The sequence below is a fragment of the Chromobacterium amazonense genome (assembly GCF_001855565.1).
GTDB classification, from domain to species: domain Bacteria; phylum Pseudomonadota; class Gammaproteobacteria; order Burkholderiales; family Chromobacteriaceae; genus Chromobacterium; species Chromobacterium amazonense.
On sequence record NZ_MKCR01000014.1, the window covers coordinates 23,583 to 42,296 of the forward strand.

16 protein-coding genes are annotated in these 18,714 nt (G+C 64.7%); 12 read left to right on the forward strand and 4 right to left on the reverse strand.

The window, feature by feature from the left end:
* Positions 1-123: 123 nt before the first annotated feature.
* The 11 genes from BI343_RS08525 (at position 124) to BI343_RS08575 (ending at position 11,690) form a co-directional block, all read left to right on the forward strand.
* Positions 124-1,323: a glycine C-acetyltransferase gene (locus BI343_RS08525; protein WP_071109386.1), complete on the forward strand. Its 1,200-nt coding sequence runs from the start codon at positions 124-126 to the stop codon at positions 1,321-1,323.
* 161 nt (positions 1,324-1,484) lie between these two features.
* Positions 1,485-2,510, forward strand: a complete 1,026-nt coding sequence (tdh, locus tag BI343_RS08530; RefSeq protein WP_043621281.1) for an L-threonine 3-dehydrogenase — start codon at positions 1,485-1,487, stop codon at positions 2,508-2,510.
* A gap of 180 nt (positions 2,511-2,690) precedes the next feature.
* Positions 2,691-4,007: a protoporphyrinogen oxidase gene (gene hemG / locus BI343_RS08535; RefSeq protein WP_071109387.1), complete on the forward strand. Its 1,317-nt coding sequence runs from the start codon at positions 2,691-2,693 to the stop codon at positions 4,005-4,007.
* 56 nt (positions 4,008-4,063) lie between these two features.
* Positions 4,064-4,954: a glycine--tRNA ligase subunit alpha gene (gene glyQ / locus BI343_RS08540; protein ID WP_071109388.1), complete on the forward strand. Its 891-nt coding sequence runs from the start codon at positions 4,064-4,066 to the stop codon at positions 4,952-4,954.
* A 71-nt stretch (positions 4,955-5,025) separates the two neighbouring features.
* Positions 5,026-5,448 (forward strand): surface-adhesin E family protein, encoded by a 423-nt coding sequence (locus tag BI343_RS08545; protein WP_071109389.1) that lies wholly within the window; start codon positions 5,026-5,028, stop codon positions 5,446-5,448.
* A gap of 15 nt (positions 5,449-5,463) precedes the next feature.
* Complete coding sequence (gene glyS / locus BI343_RS08550) at positions 5,464-7,524, forward strand: glycine--tRNA ligase subunit beta (protein WP_071109390.1); 2,061 nt, start codon at positions 5,464-5,466, stop codon at positions 7,522-7,524.
* A gap of 111 nt (positions 7,525-7,635) precedes the next feature.
* The gene (gmhB, locus tag BI343_RS08555; RefSeq protein WP_043621266.1) at positions 7,636-8,175 is read left to right on the forward strand and encodes a D-glycero-beta-D-manno-heptose 1,7-bisphosphate 7-phosphatase; all 540 of its coding nucleotides are present in this window, start codon (positions 7,636-7,638) and stop codon (positions 8,173-8,175) included.
* 16 nt (positions 8,176-8,191) lie between these two features.
* Positions 8,192-8,968, forward strand: a complete 777-nt coding sequence (locus BI343_RS08560; RefSeq protein WP_071109391.1) for a lysophospholipid acyltransferase family protein — start codon at positions 8,192-8,194, stop codon at positions 8,966-8,968.
* The gene (locus tag BI343_RS08565; RefSeq protein ID WP_071109392.1) at positions 8,928-9,638 is read left to right on the forward strand and encodes a M48 family metallopeptidase; all 711 of its coding nucleotides are present in this window, start codon (positions 8,928-8,930) and stop codon (positions 9,636-9,638) included. The genes BI343_RS08560 and BI343_RS08565 overlap by 41 nt, the downstream gene beginning before the upstream one ends.
* Before the next feature lie 16 nt (positions 9,639-9,654).
* Complete coding sequence (gloA, locus tag BI343_RS08570; RefSeq protein ID WP_043621258.1) at positions 9,655-10,044, forward strand: lactoylglutathione lyase; 390 nt, start codon at positions 9,655-9,657, stop codon at positions 10,042-10,044.
* A gap of 236 nt (positions 10,045-10,280) precedes the next feature.
* Complete coding sequence (locus tag BI343_RS08575; protein ID WP_071109393.1) at positions 10,281-11,690, forward strand: sodium:proton antiporter; 1,410 nt, start codon at positions 10,281-10,283, stop codon at positions 11,688-11,690.
* A 68-nt stretch (positions 11,691-11,758) separates the two neighbouring features.
* Here the strand turns inward: BI343_RS08575 and BI343_RS08580 are convergent, their stop codons facing one another.
* From BI343_RS08580 to BI343_RS08590, 3 genes are all read right to left on the reverse strand, one after another.
* Positions 11,759-13,567, reverse strand: a complete 1,809-nt coding sequence (locus tag BI343_RS08580) for a carbon starvation CstA family protein (protein WP_071109394.1) — start codon at positions 13,565-13,567, stop codon at positions 11,759-11,761.
* Positions 13,568-13,697: 130 nt separating this feature from the next.
* Positions 13,698-14,417: a two-component system response regulator BtsR gene (gene btsR / locus BI343_RS08585; protein WP_071109395.1), complete on the reverse strand. Its 720-nt coding sequence runs from the start codon at positions 14,415-14,417 to the stop codon at positions 13,698-13,700.
* Positions 14,411-16,111 carry a sensor histidine kinase gene (locus BI343_RS08590; protein ID WP_071109396.1) on the reverse strand — a complete coding sequence of 567 codons (1,701 nt, stop codon included), beginning with the start codon at positions 16,109-16,111 and terminating at the stop codon, positions 14,411-14,413. The genes btsR and BI343_RS08590 overlap by 7 nt, the downstream gene beginning before the upstream one ends.
* Before the next feature lie 176 nt (positions 16,112-16,287).
* Here BI343_RS08590 and mpl point away from each other — a divergent pair, with 176 nt between their 5' ends.
* The gene (gene mpl / locus BI343_RS08595; protein ID WP_071109397.1) at positions 16,288-17,658 is read left to right on the forward strand and encodes a UDP-N-acetylmuramate:L-alanyl-gamma-D-glutamyl-meso-diaminopimelate ligase; all 1,371 of its coding nucleotides are present in this window, start codon (positions 16,288-16,290) and stop codon (positions 17,656-17,658) included.
* 74 nt (positions 17,659-17,732) lie between these two features.
* Here the strand turns inward: mpl and BI343_RS08600 are convergent, their stop codons facing one another.
* Positions 17,733-18,668, reverse strand: a complete 936-nt coding sequence (locus BI343_RS08600) for a PAS domain-containing protein (protein WP_071109398.1) — start codon at positions 18,666-18,668, stop codon at positions 17,733-17,735.
* Between the last annotated feature and the right edge of the window lie 46 nt (positions 18,669-18,714).

The window sequence follows — 18,714 nt, forward strand, 5'->3', positions numbered from 1 at the left end:
CTGCTGGCGATGAGTGCGCTGGGCTAGAATGGCTACAGTTTTCGTGGCGCGCCGCCGCGGGCGGGGCGCGGTGCCTTCGGACGCGGGTTCGATTCCCGTCTCCGGCCTATGCAAAGGATTGTCATGAATCATACTTACCTGGCCCATCTGCAAGCCACGCTGGCCCAAATCAAAGCCGATGGTTATGAAAAACCGGAACGCGTGATCGCAACGCCGCAAAGTTCCGACATCGCGCTGGCCGGCGGCGAGCAGGTGCTGAACTTCTGCGCCAACAACTACCTGGGCCTGGCCGACGACAAGCGCCTGGTGCTGGCCGCCAAGACCGGCATGGACCATTACGGCTACGGTTGCGCCTCGGTGCGTTTCATCTGCGGCACGCAAACCATCCACAAGCATCTGGAAAAATCCATTTCCGAATTCCTGGGCACCGACGACACCATTCTTTACTCCAGCTGTTTCGACGCCAACGGCGGCGTGTTCGAAACGCTGCTGAGCGAAGAGGACGCGGTGATCTCCGACGAGCTGAACCACGCCTCCATCATTGACGGCGTGCGCCTGTCCAAGGCCAAGCGTTTCCGCTACAAGAACAACGACATGGCCGATCTGGAGGCGCAACTGATCGCCGCCGAGGAAGCCGGCGCGCGCTTTAAGTTGATCGTCACCGACGGCGTGTTCTCGATGGACGGCATCATCGCCAACCTGAAGGGCCTGTGCGAAGTGGCCGACCGCCACAGCGCCATCGTGATGGTGGACGACTCCCATGCCGTCGGCTTCATCGGCGAAACCGGCGCCGGCACGCCTGAGCTGTGCGGCGTGGCCGAGCGCGTGGACATATATACCGGCACGCTGGGCAAGGCGCTGGGCGGCGCGTCCGGCGGTTATGTGGCCGCGCGCCAGCCGATTGTGGACCTGCTGCGCCAGCGCTCGCGTCCGTATCTGTTCTCCAACACGCTGGCCCCGGCCATCGCCGCCGCCAGCGTGGAAGTGTTGAACATCCTGAAGAGCGGCGAAGGCGCCGAGCTGCGCGCCAAGGTGCGCCGCAACGCCGAGCTGTTCCGCAAGGAAATGTCCGCCGCCGGCTTCACCCTGGTGCCGGGCCAGCACCCCATCATCCCGGTGATGCTGGGCGATGCCCGCCTAGCCGGCGAAATGGCCGCCAAGCTGCTGGCCGAAGGCGTGTACGTGATCGGCTTCTCCTATCCTGTGGTGCCCAAGGGCAAGGCGCGCATTCGCACCCAGATGTCCGCCGCGCACAGCGAAGAGCAAGTGCTGAAAGCGGTGGCCGCGTTCACCAAGGTGGGCCGCGAACTGGGTGTGATTTAAGTCAGGAATGAGCCACGGAACCACACGGAAAGGCACGGAATAAAACCGAGGGATGGGTCTCTTTGGCGTTTTTCAAGGGGCGGCAGCCTTTCCGTGTTCTTCCGAGTGTTTCCGTGGCTAAAAATATTGTCGCAACATGCCGCGGCAAGGATGAGGTTTCCATGAAAGCACTAGCCAAACTGCAGGCCGCGCCCGGCCTGACCATGACCGATGTTCCGATGCCGGAAGTCGGCCACAACGATCTGTTGATCAAGATCACCAAGACCGCGATCTGCGGCACCGACATCCATATCTGGAACTGGGACGAGTGGTCGCAGAAGACTATCCCGGTGCCGATGCACGTCGGCCATGAGTACGTCGGCGTCGTCGCCGGCATGGGTTCGGAAGTGCAGGGCTTTAAGATCGGCCAGCGCGTGTCCGGCGAAGGCCATATCACCTGCGGCTATTGCCGCAATTGCCGTGCCGGCCGCCGCCACTTGTGTCGCAACACCACCGGCGTCGGCGTCAACCGCGAAGGCGCGTTCGCCGAATACCTGGTGATTCCGGCCTTCAACGCCTTCCCGATTCCGGACGACATCTCCGACGACTTGGCCTCCATCTTCGACCCGTTCGGCAACGCCGTGCACACCGCGCTGTCGTTCAACCTGGTGGGCGAGGACGTGCTGATCACCGGCGCCGGCCCAATTGGCATCATGGCGGTGGCCATCGCCAAGCATGTCGGCGCGCGCCATGTCGTGATCACCGACGTCAACGATTACCGCCTGGAGCTGGCCAAGAAGATGGGCGCCACCCGCGCGGTCAATGTCGCCAAGGAAGACCTGAAGGCGGTGATGCAGGAGCTGCACATGACTGAGGGCTTCGACGTGGGCCTGGAAATGTCCGGCAATCCGCAGGCCTTCCGCCAGATGCTGGAGACGATGAACCACGGCGGCAAGGTGGCGCTGTTGGGCATTCCGCCGTCCAATACCGCCATCGACTGGAACCAGGTGATCTTCAAGGGCCTGGAAATCAAGGGCATCTACGGCCGCGAGATGTTCGAGACCTGGTACAAGATGGTGGCGCTGATCCAGTCCGGCCTGGACATCCGCCCCATCATCACCCACCACTTCAAGGTTGATGACTTCGAGCAAGGCTTCGCCGCCATGCTGTCCGGCCAGAGCGGCAAGGTGATTTTGGACTGGCAGTAAATTCTAGCCTGCGCCTTCAGTAAGGCCGCCCGTTTTCCGGGCGGCCTTTTTGTTTTCTGGCACGCAAGGACTTGGCGAGCAGGCTCATGGCAAAGCCCTCGGCTTGACCGCCATCAACTAGCGCCGGACCGCTAGCTGGATAATCAGAAGCTAATAAATATCCTGGTGAAGGAGAGGCTGATGATTGCGGTGATAGGCGCCGGGGTGTCCGGCTTGTCGTGTGCCTGGTGGTTGCAGCGCCAGGGGGCGGCGGTAAGCGTGTTCGAGGCCGCCGACAGGGTCGGCGGCAAGGTCAGGACGGAGCAGGGAGAGGCGCTATGCGAAGCGGGGCCGCATACCCTGCTGGCGGATGAGGAGCTGTTGCAATGGCTGCCGTCGCTGGGGCTGGAGCCGGTGTGGCCGCATCGCGACGGCCGGCAGCGCTATGTCCTGCTCAATGGCCGCTATCGGCGGCTGCCTGCCGGCCCATTGCAGCTGCTGGGCGGCGATTTGCTGAGCTGGCGCGCCAAATGGCAGGTCGTAGCCGGCATGCTCAGGTCGGGCGAGGAGACGGCCGGCTTGGATAGCGTCGCCGCCTTTTGCGATTCGCGCTTTGGCCGCGAGGTGCTGTCGCGGGTGATGGATCCCATGGTGGGCGGCATTTTCGCCGGCGATCCGCGCGAGCTGCGGCTGGAGGAAACCCTGCCGGATCTGGCCGAGGCGGCGCAATGCCGCGGGCCCTTCTTAGGCGGCTTGATGCGGATGAACCGCCGCTTGGGCCGCCGCCGCGGCTGCACCCTGCGCGGCGGCTTGCAGCAATTGCCGCGCCAGTTGGCGCGGGATCTCGATGTCCGTTTGAACACCGCGGTGACCGCGCTGAGGCGGGAGGGGGCCGGCTGGCGCCTGCGCACTAGTTCCGGCTGGACTTATGCGGAGCAGGTGGTGCTGGCTTTGCCGGCCTCCCAGGCCGCCATGCTGCTGCACCCGCTGGCGCCGGCATTGGCCGATGCCTGTCGGCGCATTCCCTATGCGCCGCTGGCGGTGGTGTCTACCTTGCTGGATGCCGATGCCTTGGCCAGTCCCTTGCCCGGCGGCGGCGCGCTGCACCCGCATGGCGAGGACGCCTTGACGCTGGGTTATCTCTCGGTCAGCGCCAGCTACCCGCATGTCTGCCAAGACGATAAGCGGCTCTTGACCTGTTTCATCGGCGGGCGTCGTCGTCCCGACTTGCTGCGTTTGAGCGACGAAGATTTGTTGTCTCGGGTCAATGCCGAGCTTGACGAGTTGTTCGGTTTGCGCGCCGCGCCGCTGTCGCAGCGGATTACCCGCTGGCAGGAGGCTTTGCCTCAGGGCACGGCGCTGCAGGGGCGCGTGCGGCGCCTGGCGCAGCCGCTGGCGGGGCAGGGCCTGCATCTGTGCGTGAACTGGCTCGACGGGGTTTCGCTGGCCGATTGCCTGCGCAAGGGGCGGCGGCTGGCGGACCGCTTGGGCGGCTTTGGCCGTTCCGGCTTTGCGTGAGCGGCGGCAGGCGGTAGAATCGACGTTTATTTGTCAAATTTTCCATCGACACGTTTATGCTTACCTTCCAGGAAATCATCCTCAAGCTCCAGCACTACTGGAACCGCCAGGGCTGCGCGCTGCTGCAGCCTTACGATACCGAAGTGGGCGCCGGCACCTCGCACACCGCCACCTTCCTGCGCGCGCTGGGTCCTGAGCCCTGGAACGCCGCCTACGTGCAGCCCAGCCGCCGCCCCAAGGACGGCCGCTACGGCGAGAACCCTAACCGCTTGTTCCAGCACCACCAGTTCCAGGTGGTGCTCAAGCCGTCTCCGTCCAACATCCAGGAGCTGTACCTGGGCTCGCTGCAGGAACTGGGCCTGGACCCGACGGTGCAGGACATCCGCTTTGTCGAGGACGACTGGGAAAACCCGACGCTGGGGGCCTGGGGCCTGGGCTGGGAAGTGTGGCTGAACGGCATGGAAGTGACGCAGTTCACCTATTTCCAGCAAGTGGGCGGCCTCGATTGCAAGCCGGTGCTGGGCGAGATCACTTATGGCCTGGAGCGCCTGGCCATGTATCTGCAGGGCGTGGAAAACGTCTACGACCTGATCTGGACCCATCTGCCGGACGGCCAGCCGGTGACCTACGGCAATGTGTTCTATCAGAACGAGGTGGAGCAGTCCAAGTACGCTTTCGAGCACAGCAATGTCGAGCTGCTATTCCGCCAGTTCAACGATTACGAAGCCGAGGCGAAAAAGCTGCTGGACGCCAGCCTGCCGCTGCCGGCGTATGAAATGATCCTGAAGGCGGGCCACACCTTCAACCTGCTGGATGCGCGCGGCTCCATCTCCGTGACCGAGCGCGCCGCCTACATCGGCCGCATCCGCAACCTGTCGCGCGGCGTGGCGCAGGCGTATTACGATGCGCGGGAGGCCCTGGGCTTCCCGATGTGCCGAAAGGATTGACCGTTTTGCGATGCGGCCATCGCCTATGCTGTTAAGGCTGGCAAGTCCAGCCTGACCGATAGGAGAGGATGATGAGAGCGTGTGCCGCGATGTTGCTGCTGGCGAGCTTGCCGGCCTGGGCCGAGCAAGCGGCCGACTGGGTGGTGTACCGGGACGGCGGCCAGCTGCAGCTGGCGATAGATGGAAATGCGTTGTGGCTGGGCAAGGACGGACTGGTGCATTTCATCAACCAGGAGCGCTTTGCCAAGCAGCACTACGAAAAGCCGTACAAGCTCTATTTCTACATCCGCCGCACCACTGGCTACGCCGATTGCAAGCAGTACCAGTATGTGTTTGTCGGTTCAGAGTATTTTGACCAAAACAACAAGCACCTGTTTTCCACGATGTTCCCGGTGCCGCGCTATGCCTGGAAGTGGCAGCCGGTGAACGAGGATTCGGTCGCCCACGCCATGATGAAGGTGATCTGCGACGCGGCCGGAAATGCCTCCCAATAATTGAAACCGAAGAGAATGAACGCAACCCTGCTGATCGAACTCCTGACCGAGGAGCTGCCGCCCAAGGCCCTGCCGCGTCTGGCCGCGAGTTTCGCCCAGACCATCACCGAAGAACTGAAGAAGATGCAGTTCGCCGCCGCCGATGCCGAGGCCGTGGTGTACGCCTCGCCGCGCCGTCTGGCCGTGCAGCTGCCCGGCGTGCTGGCCGTGCAGCCGGACCAGCACATCACGCGCCAGGGCCCGGCCGTGGCCGCCGGCATGAAGGATGGCCAGCCGACGCCGGCCCTGGCCGGCTTCGCCCGCTCCTGCGGCGTGGAAGTGTCCCAACTGTCCATCGTCAACAACGGCAAGCAGGACGTGTACGCCTACGCCAGCACCAAGACCGGCGAAGCGCTGTCCGCCGTGCTGGCCGACGTGGTGGCGCTGGCGCTGAAGAAGCTGCCGGCGCCCAAGCTGATGCGCTGGGGCGATTCCGACGTGCAATTCGTCCGTCCGGCGCATGGCCTGATCATGCTGCATGGCGACAAGGTCATCGCCGGCGAAGTGCTGGGCCTCAAGAGCGGCAACGCCACCCGCGGCCACCGCTTCCTGTCGCAAGGCGAGGTGGCGGTCGCCCACGCCGACGATTACGCGCGCACCCTGCATGAAGCGGGCAAGGTCATCGCCAGCTTCGCCGCCCGCCGCGAGCTGATCGGCCACAAGCTGGCCGAGGCCGCCGCCCGGCTTGGCGCCACCATTGCCGCGCCGGACGCGCTGTTCGATGAGGTGACGGCGCTGGTGGAATGGCCGGTGGTGCTGGAGGCCGGTTTCGAGGCCGAGTTCCTGCAAGTGCCGCAGGAGTGCCTGATCCTGACCATGCAGCAAAACCAGAAGTATTTCCCGCTGCTGGACCAGAGCGGCAAGCTGATGAACCGCTTCCTGCTGGTGTCCAATATCGCGCCGCAAGACCCGTCTTTCGTGGTCGGCGGCAACGAGCGCGTGCTGCGCGCCCGCCTGTCCGACGCCAAGTTCTTCTTCGAGCAGGACAAGAAGCATCGCCTGGACAGCCGCCTGCCGCGTCTGGCCAACGTGGTGTATCACAACAAGATCGGCACCCAGCTGGAACGTGTGGAGCGCTTGCAGAGCATCGCCGGCGCCATCGCCCATGAACTGGGCGCCGACACCGCGCTGGCCGCGCGCGCGGCCTACCTGGCCAAGGCTGACCTGGTGACCGACATGGTCGGCGAGTTCCCGGAGCTGCAGGGCATCATGGGCATGTACTATGCCCAGCACGACGGCGAACACGCCGAGGTGGCGGCCGCCATCGAGGGGCATTACCACCCGCGTTTCGCCGGCGACACGCTGCCGGCAGGCAAGATCGCCACCGCCGTGGCGCTGGCGGACAAGCTGGAGACCATCGTCGGCATCTGGGGCATAGGCCTGATCCCGACCGGCGACAAGGACCCGTTCGCGCTGCGCCGCGCCGCGCTGGGCGTGGTGCGCATGGCTTTGGAAGCCGATCTGGACCTGAAGCAACTGCTGTCCATCGTGGCCGGCGCGTTCCCGGATGGCAAGCTGTCCGCCACGGTGGCCGACGAGGTGTTCGGCTTCATGATGGACCGCCTGAAGAACTTCCTGGCCGCCGATTACAAGGGCGACGAGATCGACGCCGTGCTGGCGCTGGCCCCGAGCCGCATCCACGAAGTGCGCGCCGTGCTGGCGGCCGTGGCGCAGTTCAAGGCGCTCCCGGAAGCGGCCGCGCTGGCAGCCGCCAACAAGCGCGTCAACAACATCCTGAAGAAGGCCGAAGGCGGCATTGGCGAGGTCAATCCCGCCCTGCTGCAGGAAGCCGCCGAACAGGCGCTCTACGCCGCGGTGCAGGATCTGGCCCCGGCGGTGGAAGCCAAGTTCGCCGCCCACGACTTCGCCGGCGCGCTGGCGCAGCTGTCCAGCCTGAAAGCCCCGGTGGACGCCTTCTTCGACGGCGTGATGGTGATGGCCGAGGACGTCCAGGTCCGCGCCAACCGCATCGCGCTGCTGGCTCGCCTGGCCGCCTTGTTCAACCGCGTGGCGGACATCTCGCTGCTGGCGGAGTAAGCGTAGGGCGGAAGCCCGGCCATGCCGGGCGTTCCGCCAAGCCGCCAGTCGGAAAGCATGCAAACGGCGGAACGCCCCAGCGGGGCTTCCGCCCTACTCATTGGAGAAAGCGTGAAGCTAGTCATTCTGGACCGGGACGGCGTGATCAATCAGGATCGCGACGATTTCGTCAAGAACAGCGTGGAGTGGGTGCCGATCGAGCATAGCCTGGAAGCCATCGCCAATCTGACCCAGTCGGGCTGGCGCGTGGTGGTGGCCACCAACCAGTCGGGCATCGGCCGCGGCCTGTTCGACATGCACGCCTTGAACGCCATGCACGAGAAAATGCACCGTCTGGTGGGACAGGCGGGCGGCCGCATCGACGCAGTGGTGTTCTGTCCGCACGCGGCGGACCATGGCTGCGAATGCCGCAAGCCGCTGCCGGGCATGGTGCTGGAGATCGCCGAGCGCTTCAACGTCAAGCTGGAAGGCTTGCCGCTGATCGGCGACAGCCTGCGCGATCTGGAAGCGATCGCCGCGGTCGGCGGGCAGCCCATGCTGGTGAAGACCGGCAAGGGCGTCAAGACGCTGGCGGCCGGCAAGCTGCCGGAAAACACTCTGGTGTTCAACGACTTGTACGATGCCGCCGAGCATTTGATCAATCATCATTGAGGCAGATACCGCAAGCATGATCAGTCTTTTGATACGCAATCTGGTGTACTGGCTGGTGCTCATCGCCATTACGCCGCTGTTTTTCTGTCTGCTGCTGCTGGCCGCGCCGCTGCCGCGCCGCAAGCGCCACGTATTCGGCGTCAGCTGGGCGATGACCTTGCTGTGGATGCTGGAGCACGTCATCGGCCTGAAATACAAGGTGTTGGGGAGAGAAAACATCCCGACGGAGCCGTCGGTGATCTGCGCCAAGCATCAATCGGGCTGGGAAACGCTGGCGCTGCAGAAAATCTTCCCGTGGCAGGTGTATGTGGCCAAGCGCGAGCTGGCCTGGATACCGCTGTTCGGCTGGGGCCTGGTGTTGATGAACCCGATCATGATCAACCGCTCGGACCGCTCCCGCGCCAATCAGCGCCTGCTGGAGCAGGGGCTGGAGCGCAAGCGCCACGGCTTTTGGATCACCGTGTTCCCGGAGGGCACCCGCACCAAGCCGGGCCGCATCGGCAAGTACAAGCTGGGCGCGGCGCGCATGGCCAAGCAGTTTGACATGCCCATGGTGCCGGTGGCCCATAACGCCGGCGAATTCTGGCCACGCAACGCTTTTCTGAAATATCCGGGCGAGGTCACCGTGGTGGTGGGCCCCGCCATCCGTCCGTCCGAAAGCGTCGGCCCAGAATCCATGATGGCCGAAGCCGAAGCCTGGATCGAAGCCCGCCAGCGCGAAATCGGCGGCGTAGGTCCGTTTGCCGATCCCGATGAAAAACGCCAGCGTCTGGCATCGCCTGCCTCTGCCTGACGGCGACGTGCCGGTGCTGCTGACGCGGCGGACGCGTCAGAGCATAGGCATACGGGTGCGCGACGGCGTGGTCGAGCTGATCGCCGCGCCCGGTGTCAGCCAGGAGCGTCTGCATCAGGTGTTGCGGCAGCGCCACGACTGGATCGTCGGCCATGTGCTGCGCCAGCGCGGCCAGCTGGCCAAGAGCGAGGATCTGAGCCGGCTGACGCTGCTGGGCGAGGCGCTGGGCTTGCGCCTGGTCGGCGGCGTCCGCAAGACGGTGCGGCGCGACGGCGACGTCCTGTTGGTGGCCGGCGTGGCCGAGGGCGACGCCGAGGCGCTGAAGGCCGTGTTGGCCAAATATCTGAAACGCGAGGCGGCGCTGCTGTTTCCCGGCCGCCTCTCCCTGCTGGCGGCGCGTTGCCGCCGCAAACCGAGCCGATTGCAGCTGTCTTCCGCGCGCACGCGCTGGGGCAGCTGCAGCGCGGAAGGCGGCATCCGCCTGAATTGGCGGCTGGCGCAGGCCCCGTTGGCCGTGGTCGATTACGTCATCGCCCACGAACTGGCTCATCTGGAACACATGAATCACTCGCCGGCGTTCTGGGCGGAGACCGAGCGTCTTTATCCAGGCTGGCGCGAGTCTCGCCGCTGGTTGCGCCAGCATGGCGGCGAGTTGTTTGCCTTTGGCTGATTTTGAGGATTTTGTCATGAGAATGCTTCACACCATGTTGCGCGTCGGGAACCTTGAACGTTCGATATCGTTCTATCAGGAAGTACTCGGCATGAAACTGCTGCGCCGTTCCGATTTTCCGGAGGGCCGTTTCACGCTGGCCTTCGTCGGCTATGGCGACGAGGCCGATCACACCGTGCTGGAGCTGACCCATAACTGGGACACCGAATCCTACGAGCTGGGCAACGGCTACGGCCACATCGCCATCGAAGTGGAAGATGCCTATGCCGCCTGCGACATGGCGCGTGCCAAGGGCGGCAAAGTCACCCGCGAGGCCGGCCCGATGAAGCACGGCACCACCGTGATTGCCTTCATCGAGGACCCGGACGGTTACAAGATCGAGTTCATCCAGAAGGGTAGCCGCTAAGCGCGGCTGACAAAAATCCTTGCGCCGCCTGGCCGTACTTGCGTATGCGGCCTCAGGCGGCGCGTTTTGCCTCGGATTTTTGTCCGCGACTCCATGTTTTCGCGCGTTTGGCAGGACTTGCGATACGCACAGGCCGGCACCCGGAAGCCCGGCCTGCGCCGACAAGCACAACCGGGAATGCTCTGGCAGCTTCGCGCTGCGTTTTTATCTACGGGCCATGCCCGCGGGAAGGACTGATGAAAAATAAACTGATTACCCTGGCGGGCGCCATGCTGTTGCCCGCCGTCGCCCAGGCAGCGGATCTGGATGGCGCCTCGCTGAGCCTGGGTTGGGCCGTGCCGTTCGCCGGCATCCTGCTGTCCATCGCCCTGTTTCCTATGTTGGCGCCCGGCGTGTGGCACCATCATTTCGGCAAGATCACAGCCGGCTGGACCGCCTTGTTCCTGCTGCCGTTCGCCGTGATGTTCGGCCTGGGGCAAACCGGCGAGCTGGTGCTGCACGCGCTGTTCACCGAATACATTCCCTTCATCGTGCTGCTGTTCGCGCTGTACACCGTGTCCGGCGGCATTCTGGTGTGGGGCTCCCTGCACGGCTCCCCCAAGCTGAATACCGCCATCCTGGCCATCGGCACCGTGCTGGCTTCCATCATGGGCACCACCGGCGCGGCGATGCTGCTGATCCGCCCGCTCTTGCGCGCCAACGAGGGCCGCAAGCGCAATGTGCACGTCGTGGTGTTCTTCATCTTCCTAGTGGCCAATGTCGGCGGCGGCCTGACGCCGTTGGGCGATCCGCCGCTGTTCCTGGGCTTCCTGAAGGGCGTGACCTTTGGCTGGACCTTCCTGCACATGCTGGCGCCGGTGGCTTTGCTGTCCGCGCTGCTGCTGACGATCTTCTACTTCCTGGATCGGCACATGTACGCCAAGGAAGCGGCGGAGGGCACGCTGAAGCCGGTGGACACCAGCCATGACAAGCCGCTCAAGCTCTACGGCAAGCGCAACTTCTGGCTGCTGGCCGGGGTAGTGGGCGCCGTGCTGATGTCCGGCCTGTGGAAGCCCGGCATCACCCTGCACCTGCCGGGCGCGCATCTGGAGCTGCAAAACCTGCTGCGCGACGGAATCCTGGTGCTGCTGGCCTTCGCCTCCTTGTGGATCACCCCCAAACAAGTGCGCGCCGGCAACGAGTTCAATTGGCTGCCGATTCTGGAAGTGGGCAAGCTGTTTGCCGGGATTTTCATCACCATCGCGCCGGTGATCGCCATCCTGCGCGCCGGCGAGCACGGCCAGTTGGCCAGCCTGGTGCACGCGGTGTCCGGGCCGGAAAGCCAGCCGCTGGAGATCATGTACTTCTGGATGACCGGCATCCTGTCCAGCTTCCTGGACAATGCGCCGACCTATCTGGTGTTCTTCAATCTGGCATCCGGCGACGCCGCCACCATGATGGGCCCGCTGGCCGATACGCTGCTGGCCATTTCGATGGGCGCGGTGTTCATGGGCGCGATGACCTATATCGGCAATGCGCCCAACTTCATGGTCAAAGCCATCGCCGAGCACCGCCACGTCAAGATGCCCGGCTTCTTCGGCTACATGATGTGGTCCGGCGCGGTGCTGCTGCCGTGCTTCGTGCTGCTGACGGTGGTGTTCTTCTAGATCCGCCAGCCAGTGCCAAACAAAAAGCCCGTCGCGATCGCGACGGGCTTTTTGCTGGCTGATCTGAATCAGGCTTCAGACAAAGCCGGCTTCAGTTCCGGCTGCGGAGCCGGACGGCTCAGCAGCTGTTTCCAGCGGCGGCAGGCGGAGATCAGAATCACCAGGCCCAGGACCAGCATCACGATGGAGATGCCGGCATTGAACAGGTTGTAGCCCTTGGCGGCCGGGTTCAGGTACACGTTTTTGACCATCCAGTAGCCGGCGTAGTTGACGGTGACGTACAGGTAGGCCAGCGGCACCAGGCAGGTCATCATATAGCTGCGCTTGTGCGACAGGCGCAGGATGATGGTGGCGCCGATGATCAGGCCGATGGAGGCCATCAGCTGGTTGGACACGCCGAACAGCGCCCATACCGAGTTGATGTCCCCGGAGTTCAGCAGGTATCCCCACATCACGCAGGCCACGACGGAGGCGCCGATGGCGCCGGGCATCCAGTCGGTGCGCTTCAGCGGCGCCCACAGGTCGCCGACGAAGTCCTGGATCAGGTAACGGGCGACGCGGGTGCCGGAATCGATGGCGGTGAGGATGAACACGGCCTCGAACATCACCATGAACTGGAAGAAATAGGACGCCAGATTGCTGAACCACGGGATGCGGGTGAAGATGTCCGCCATGCCCACCGCCAGCGTCACGGCGCCGCCGGTGCGGCCGTACAGATCGAGGCCGATTTCCTCGGACAGCTTGGGCAGATTCACCACGTCCATGCTCAGGGTGTGGAACACGGCCGGCGCGGAGTTGATGGCGAAGTAATCAGCCGGATGCAAGGCGGTGGCGGCGATCAAGGCCATCACGCCCACCACGCATTCGGCCAGCATGGCGCCGAAGCCCACCGGCAGGATGTCGCTCCACTTGTCGATCTGCTTGGGCGTGGTGCCGGAGCCGATGAAGGCGTGGAATCCGGAGATCGCGCCGCAGGCGATGGTGATGGAGATGAAGGGCCATACCGGGCCGGACAGCACCGGGCCGCCGCCGTGGATGAACTGCGTCACCGCCGGGAACTGGATTTGCGGGTTGATGAACACCACGCCGACCACCAACAGGCCGAACACGCCTATCTTCATGAAGCTGGACAGACAGGCGCGCGGGGTCAGCAGCATCCATACCGGCAGCGCGGTAGCGAAGAAGGCATAGATAGGCAGCAGCAACGACACGGTGGATGCCTTCAGCGACAGCCATTCGCCCAGCGCAGTGTGCTGGATGTAAGGGCCGGCGAACACGCAGGCCATGATGGCGGCGATGCCCACATAGCTGGCATTCTTCATGCTTCCGGTGACGCGCTCCCACAGGCCGACGGCTATGGCGATGGGGATGGTCATGAACACGGCGAAAGCGCCCCACGGGTTGCGCTCCAGCGCGTGCACCACCACCATGGACAGGCCGGCCATGGTGATGGTGATGATGAACAGCATGGCCAGGCCGGTGCACCAGCCGGCCAGCGGGCCGAGCTCGGCCTTGGCCACTTCGGACAAGGACTTGCCGTGGTGCTTCATCGACGCGAACAGCACCACTGTGTCGTGCACCGCGCCGCCGATGACGCAGCCTATCAACAGCCAGATCATGCTGGGCAGATAGCCGTACTGGGCTGCCAGCACCGGGCCGACCAGCGGGCCGGCGGCGGCGATGGCGGCGAAGTGGCCGCCGAAGGCCACCCACTTGCTGGTGGGCACGTAGTCCTTGCCGTCTTTCAGCTCATGGGAAGGGGTGACAGCGCTGTCGTCGACGCCCAGCACCTTGCGCGTGAAGAATACCCCGTACAGGCGGTAGCAGATCGCAAGAATGCACAGGCTGCCGATCACAAAAGTCAATGCGTGATCCATGATGGTGGCTCCAGTGAAATCGTGGCTTCACCTTACGCCTTTAAAGAAAGAGCCTGGGGCGCCGGCTGCGTCAGCGGCAGCCTGGCGGCGCGAGCGGCGGGAAACCGGGGGCGAGCAGCGGCGCTGCCTTTCAGCCGGGAATCCCCAAGGCCTCCTTCAGCGGCTTGAGGAAGCGGCGGCTGACCGGCAGCGTGCGGCCGCCTAGGGTGACGATATCGGCCACGCCATTGTCGCCGAGGCGGATTTCGCGGATGGCGCGCAGATTGACCAGGTGCTGGCGATGGCAGCGGAACAGGACGCTGCGCTCCTCGAAGGTGCGCAAGGTCAACTCGGTGAAGTGTTCGCGTCCATCGGCGGCCTGCACGAACACCCCGCTGACGCGCGAGGACACGAACTCCACTTCGTCCAGCCTGAGCAGGGCGATGCGGTTGACGCCGTGGCAGGGCACCAGCTCCAGCGGCGCCAGCGGCAGGCCGTCCAGCGCGCGCGGCGCGGCCTCGCGTTGCAGCCGGCCTATGGTCTTGGCCAGCCGCTCGGGGTCCACCGGTTTCAGCAGGTAATCGAAGGCATGTTCCTCGAAAGCCTGGATGGCGTAGTCGTCGAAGGCGGTGACGAACACCACGCGCGGCATCTTGTCCGGGTCCAGCATGGCCAGCATTTCCAGGCCGCTGACGCGCGGCATCTGGATGTCCAGAAACACCACGTCGGGCTGCTGGCGGTGGATGAAGGCGATGGCTTCGATGGCGTTGCCGCATTCGCCGACGATGTCGAAGCCGGCGTGCGCGGCCAGGAGCTGGCGCAGTTCGTCGCGCGCCAGCGGTTCATCGTCCACCAGCAGGGTCTTCAGCATGGCAGTTCTCCGGGGCAAGGGCAGGGCACGGTCAAGGTGACGCGGGTATAGGCTTCCGGCTGGCATTCCACCGTTACGCCGTAGCCGGGGCCGTGGCGGGCGCGGATGCGGCGGTCCACCAATGACATGCCCATGCCGTCGCTGGGCCCGGCCGGCGCGTACAGGCCGGCGTTGTCCTCCACCGTCACCCGCAGCGCGCCGTCGGCGCAGCGCGCGCCAATGCGGATGCGGCCGGGTTCCAATAGCTGCGAGGTGCCGTGCTTGATGGCATTTTCCACGATGGGTTGCAGCGAGAAGGCCGGCAGCTGGACCTGGCGGGCGTCCTCCGCCAACTCGATATCCACATGCAGCCGCCCGGCGAAGCGCGCCTCTTCGATGTGCAGATAGGCGCTGACATGCTCGATCTCGTCCGCCAGCGTCGCCACCTCGCTGGGGCGTTTCAGGTTTTTGCGGAAGAAGGTGGACAGATATTGCACCAACTGGCGCGCGTGCTCCGGGTTGCGGCGGATCACCGCCGACAGCGTGTTCAGCGCGTTGAACAGGAAGTGCGGATTGACCTGGGCGTGCAGCAGCTTGATCTCGGTCTGCGCCAGCAGCTGTTTCTGCTGGTCGTAGCGGCCTTGCAGGATCTGGCTGGACAGTAGGCGGGCGATGCCTTCGCCCAGGGTCAGATTGATGTGGGAGATCAGCTTGTTGCGCGGCTCGTACAGCTTGATGGTGCCGATCACCCGTTCGTCCTCGCCGCGCAGCGGAATCACCAGCGACGACGCCAGCTTGCACTGCGGATGCAGTGAACAGCGGTAAGGCACCTCCTCGCCGTCGGCGTACACCACCTGATTGTGTTCGATGGCGCGGTGGGTGTGCGGCGAGGTGATGGCGGTGCCGGGTTTGTGATGGTCCGAACCTATGCCGATGAAGGCGAGCAGATGTTCGCGGTCGGTGATGGCCACGGCGCCGACGCCCAACTCCTCGTACAGGATGCGGGCGACGGTCATGCTGTTCTCGCGGTTGAAGCCCTGGCGCAGAACGCCCTCGGCGCGGGCGGCGATTTGCAGCGCCTTGCTGGAGAAGGCAGTGGAATATTGCGTGGCCAGCGCGCGGCGGTCCAGCAAGATGCGCATGAACATGCCGGCGCCCAGCGTGTTGGCGATCATCATCGGCAGGGCGATGCTTTCCACCAGGTGCTCGGCCGCATGAAACGGCCGCACCAGCGCCAGCAGGATGGCCATCTGGCACACTTCGGCGGCCAGGGCGGTCAGCGCCACCACCAGCGGGTCGAACAGTTTGGCCCGTTTGCCCTTTCTCACCAGATACAGATGCACCAGCCCGCCCAGCAGCCCTTCCACCATGGTGGAGACCATGCAGGCCCCGGCGGTGAGGCCGCCCAACGAGTAGCGGTGCAGGCCGCCGGTAAAGCCCACCGCCAGCCCCACCCAGGGGCCGCCCAGCATGCCGCCCAACACCGCGCCGATGGCCCGAGTGTTGGCGATGGAATCGTCGATGTGCAGGCCAAAGTAAGTGCCCATGATGCAGAACATCGAGAACACCACATAACAGGCCAGCCGATGCGGCAGCCGCAGGGTCACCTGGGTCAGCGGCATGAACAGAGGCGTTTTGGACAGCAGATAGGCGATCACCAGATAGACGCACATCTGCTGCAGCAGCGATAGCACCAAGGATAGTTCGACAAGCATGGGCTGGATTTTGGTTTGGATGTGAACAGTTTAGCGGGCTATCCCGCGGCGCCACTTTGTCCTGGCGCAAGGGTGGACGGTGCGGGCGCGCTTGAGCGGCAGCCCCGGACGGCGGTGACGCGGCGCCGTGCTTTCCGGTATCCTTGCGCTTTCGACGTTTTCCCTGCTGAACCGATATGCACATCCACATCCTGGGTATCTGCGGTACCTTCATGGGCGGCATCGCCGCCATCGCCAAACAGGCCGGCCACAAGGTCACCGGCTGCGACGCCAATGTCTACCCGCCGATGAGCACCCAGCTGGAGGCGATGGGCATCGAGCTGGTGCAGGGCTTCGGCGCGGAACAGGTGGATCTGAACCCGGACGTGTACGTGATCGGCAATGTGGTGACGCGCGGCAAGCCCTTGATGGAGGAAATCCTCAACCGCGGCCTGCCGTATATCTCCGGCCCGCAGTGGCTGGCGGAGAATGTGCTGCGCGACAAATGGGTGCTGGCGGTGGCCGGCACCCACGGCAAGACCACCACCAGCTCCATGCTGGCCTGGATATTGGAAGACGCCGGCCTGGCGCCGGGCTTTCTGATCGGCGGCATCCCGGAAAACTTCGGCGTGTCGGCGCGATTGCCGGGCAAGCCGGCGCTGGACCCTGCCAGCGTCAGCCCCTTCTTCGTGATCGAGGCAGACGAGTACGACACCGCTTTCTTCGACAAGCGCTCCAAGTTCGTCCATTACCGTCCGCGCACCGCCATCCTGAACAATCTGGAATTCGATCACGCCGACATCTTCGCCGATCTGGCCGCCATCGAGACCCAGTTCCACCATCTGGTGCGCACCATTCCCGGCAACGGCCGCATCGTCAGCAACGGCCGAGAGGCCAATCTGGACCGCGTGCTGGCGCGCGGCTGTTGGACGCCGACGGAGCGCTTCGGCGTGGACGCCGGCTGGCAGCTGGGCGCTTTGCATGACGATGGCGGTTTCGACGTATGGTTGGAAGGCAAGCTGCAAGGCACGGTGCGCTGGGCGCTGCTGGGCGAGCACAACCGCCTGAATGCCGTCGCCGCCATCGCCGCCGCGCGCCATGCCGGGGTGGCGGTCAAGGACGCCATCGATGCCTTGTCCCGTTTCGCCAACGTCAAGCGCCGGATGGAAGTGAAGGGCGTGGCGGGCGGCGTCACCGTCTACGATGATTTCGCCCATCACCCGACGGCCATCGCCACCACGCTGGAAGGCCTGCGCCGCAAGGTTGGGGCGGCGCGCATCCTGGCGGTGCTGGAGCCGCGCTCCAACACCATGAAGCTGGGCACGATGAAGGACGCGCTGCCGGGTTCGCTGGCGCTGGCCGACCGGGTGTTCTGCTCGGCGGCGGGGCTGAACTGGAACCCCGGCGAGGCCTTGCAGCCCATAGGCGACAAGGCGCAGACCTTCACTGACTTTGACGCGCTGCTCCGCGCCATCGTCGCCGAGGCCAAGCCAGGCGACCATGTGCTGGTGATGAGCAATGGCGGTTTCGGCGGCATTCACCAGAAGCTGCTGGATAAGCTGGCCTGACCGGGTCCGCCCGAACGCAACAGAAACGCCGATGATCGATCATCGGCGTTTTTCATTTTCGCTGACGAAACGGATCAAGGCAGGCGGATGATGTAGTTGGCGCCGCCTTCCTGCGCTTTTTGCAGCGCATATTCCAGCCGCTCCAGCATGGGCTTGGGGCCGGCCTCGTCCGGCCGCAGCTCGCTGAGCCCGACGCAGGCCGCCGCCTGGTGTTCCTCGCCTTGATACAGAAAGGTCAGCTGGCGCAGCGAGGTGATCAGCCGGCGCGCCAGTTCGCTGGCGCCGTTCATGTCGGTGCTGGGCAGCAGGATGATCAAGGCATTGTCGTCGCGGCGCGCCACCAGGTCGCTGTCGCGTATGCTTTGCAGGCACAGGCTGGCGGCCAGCCGCAGCAGATGATTGTAGGCCGAGCCGTCGTCCTCCCTTGGCACCATGTCCGGGGCGTTGACCAACACCAGCGCCAGGATGGACAGCGTGCCGCCGTAACGCAGCACGCGGCTGGTTTCGGCATGGGCGGCGGCCATCATCCGGTGCATGCCGGCCACGCCGGTCAGCCTGTCTTCGTCCTGGCTCTGGCTGCCTTCCTCTTTCAGCGTCTTGACGATATTCAGCGAGCGCTGCACCAGCTGGCGCTCATAGTCCAGCAACTGGCTCATCACCTTGGCCTCGGTGCGGTCGGAGAAGCTGAACACCAGCATCGCGGCATCGTTCAGGCTGACCTTGCGCACCGAGAGCTGGACGTCGAAGTGGCGGCCGTTGACCGTGCGCAGCTGCATGCCGCGGTTGTAGATCATGCTGTGCGCGTCCAAGTCCTGGCGGATGGCGTCGGCGTCGGCGGGGTGGGGCAGGAAGTCGTACATCGAGCGGTCCAGCAACTCGTCGTGCGGGCAAGCCAGCAGGATGCTGGCCAGCTGGTTGGCGGAAACGATGCGGCCATCGTCCGGCGAGGACAGCACCAGGCAACCCTGCACCGTGTCGATCAGGGGCTGCAGCGTCTGCAAAGCGGTCATGGCTGTTCCCCCATCCGTGGCAAACAGGCGTGTCATAGCCGCGCGC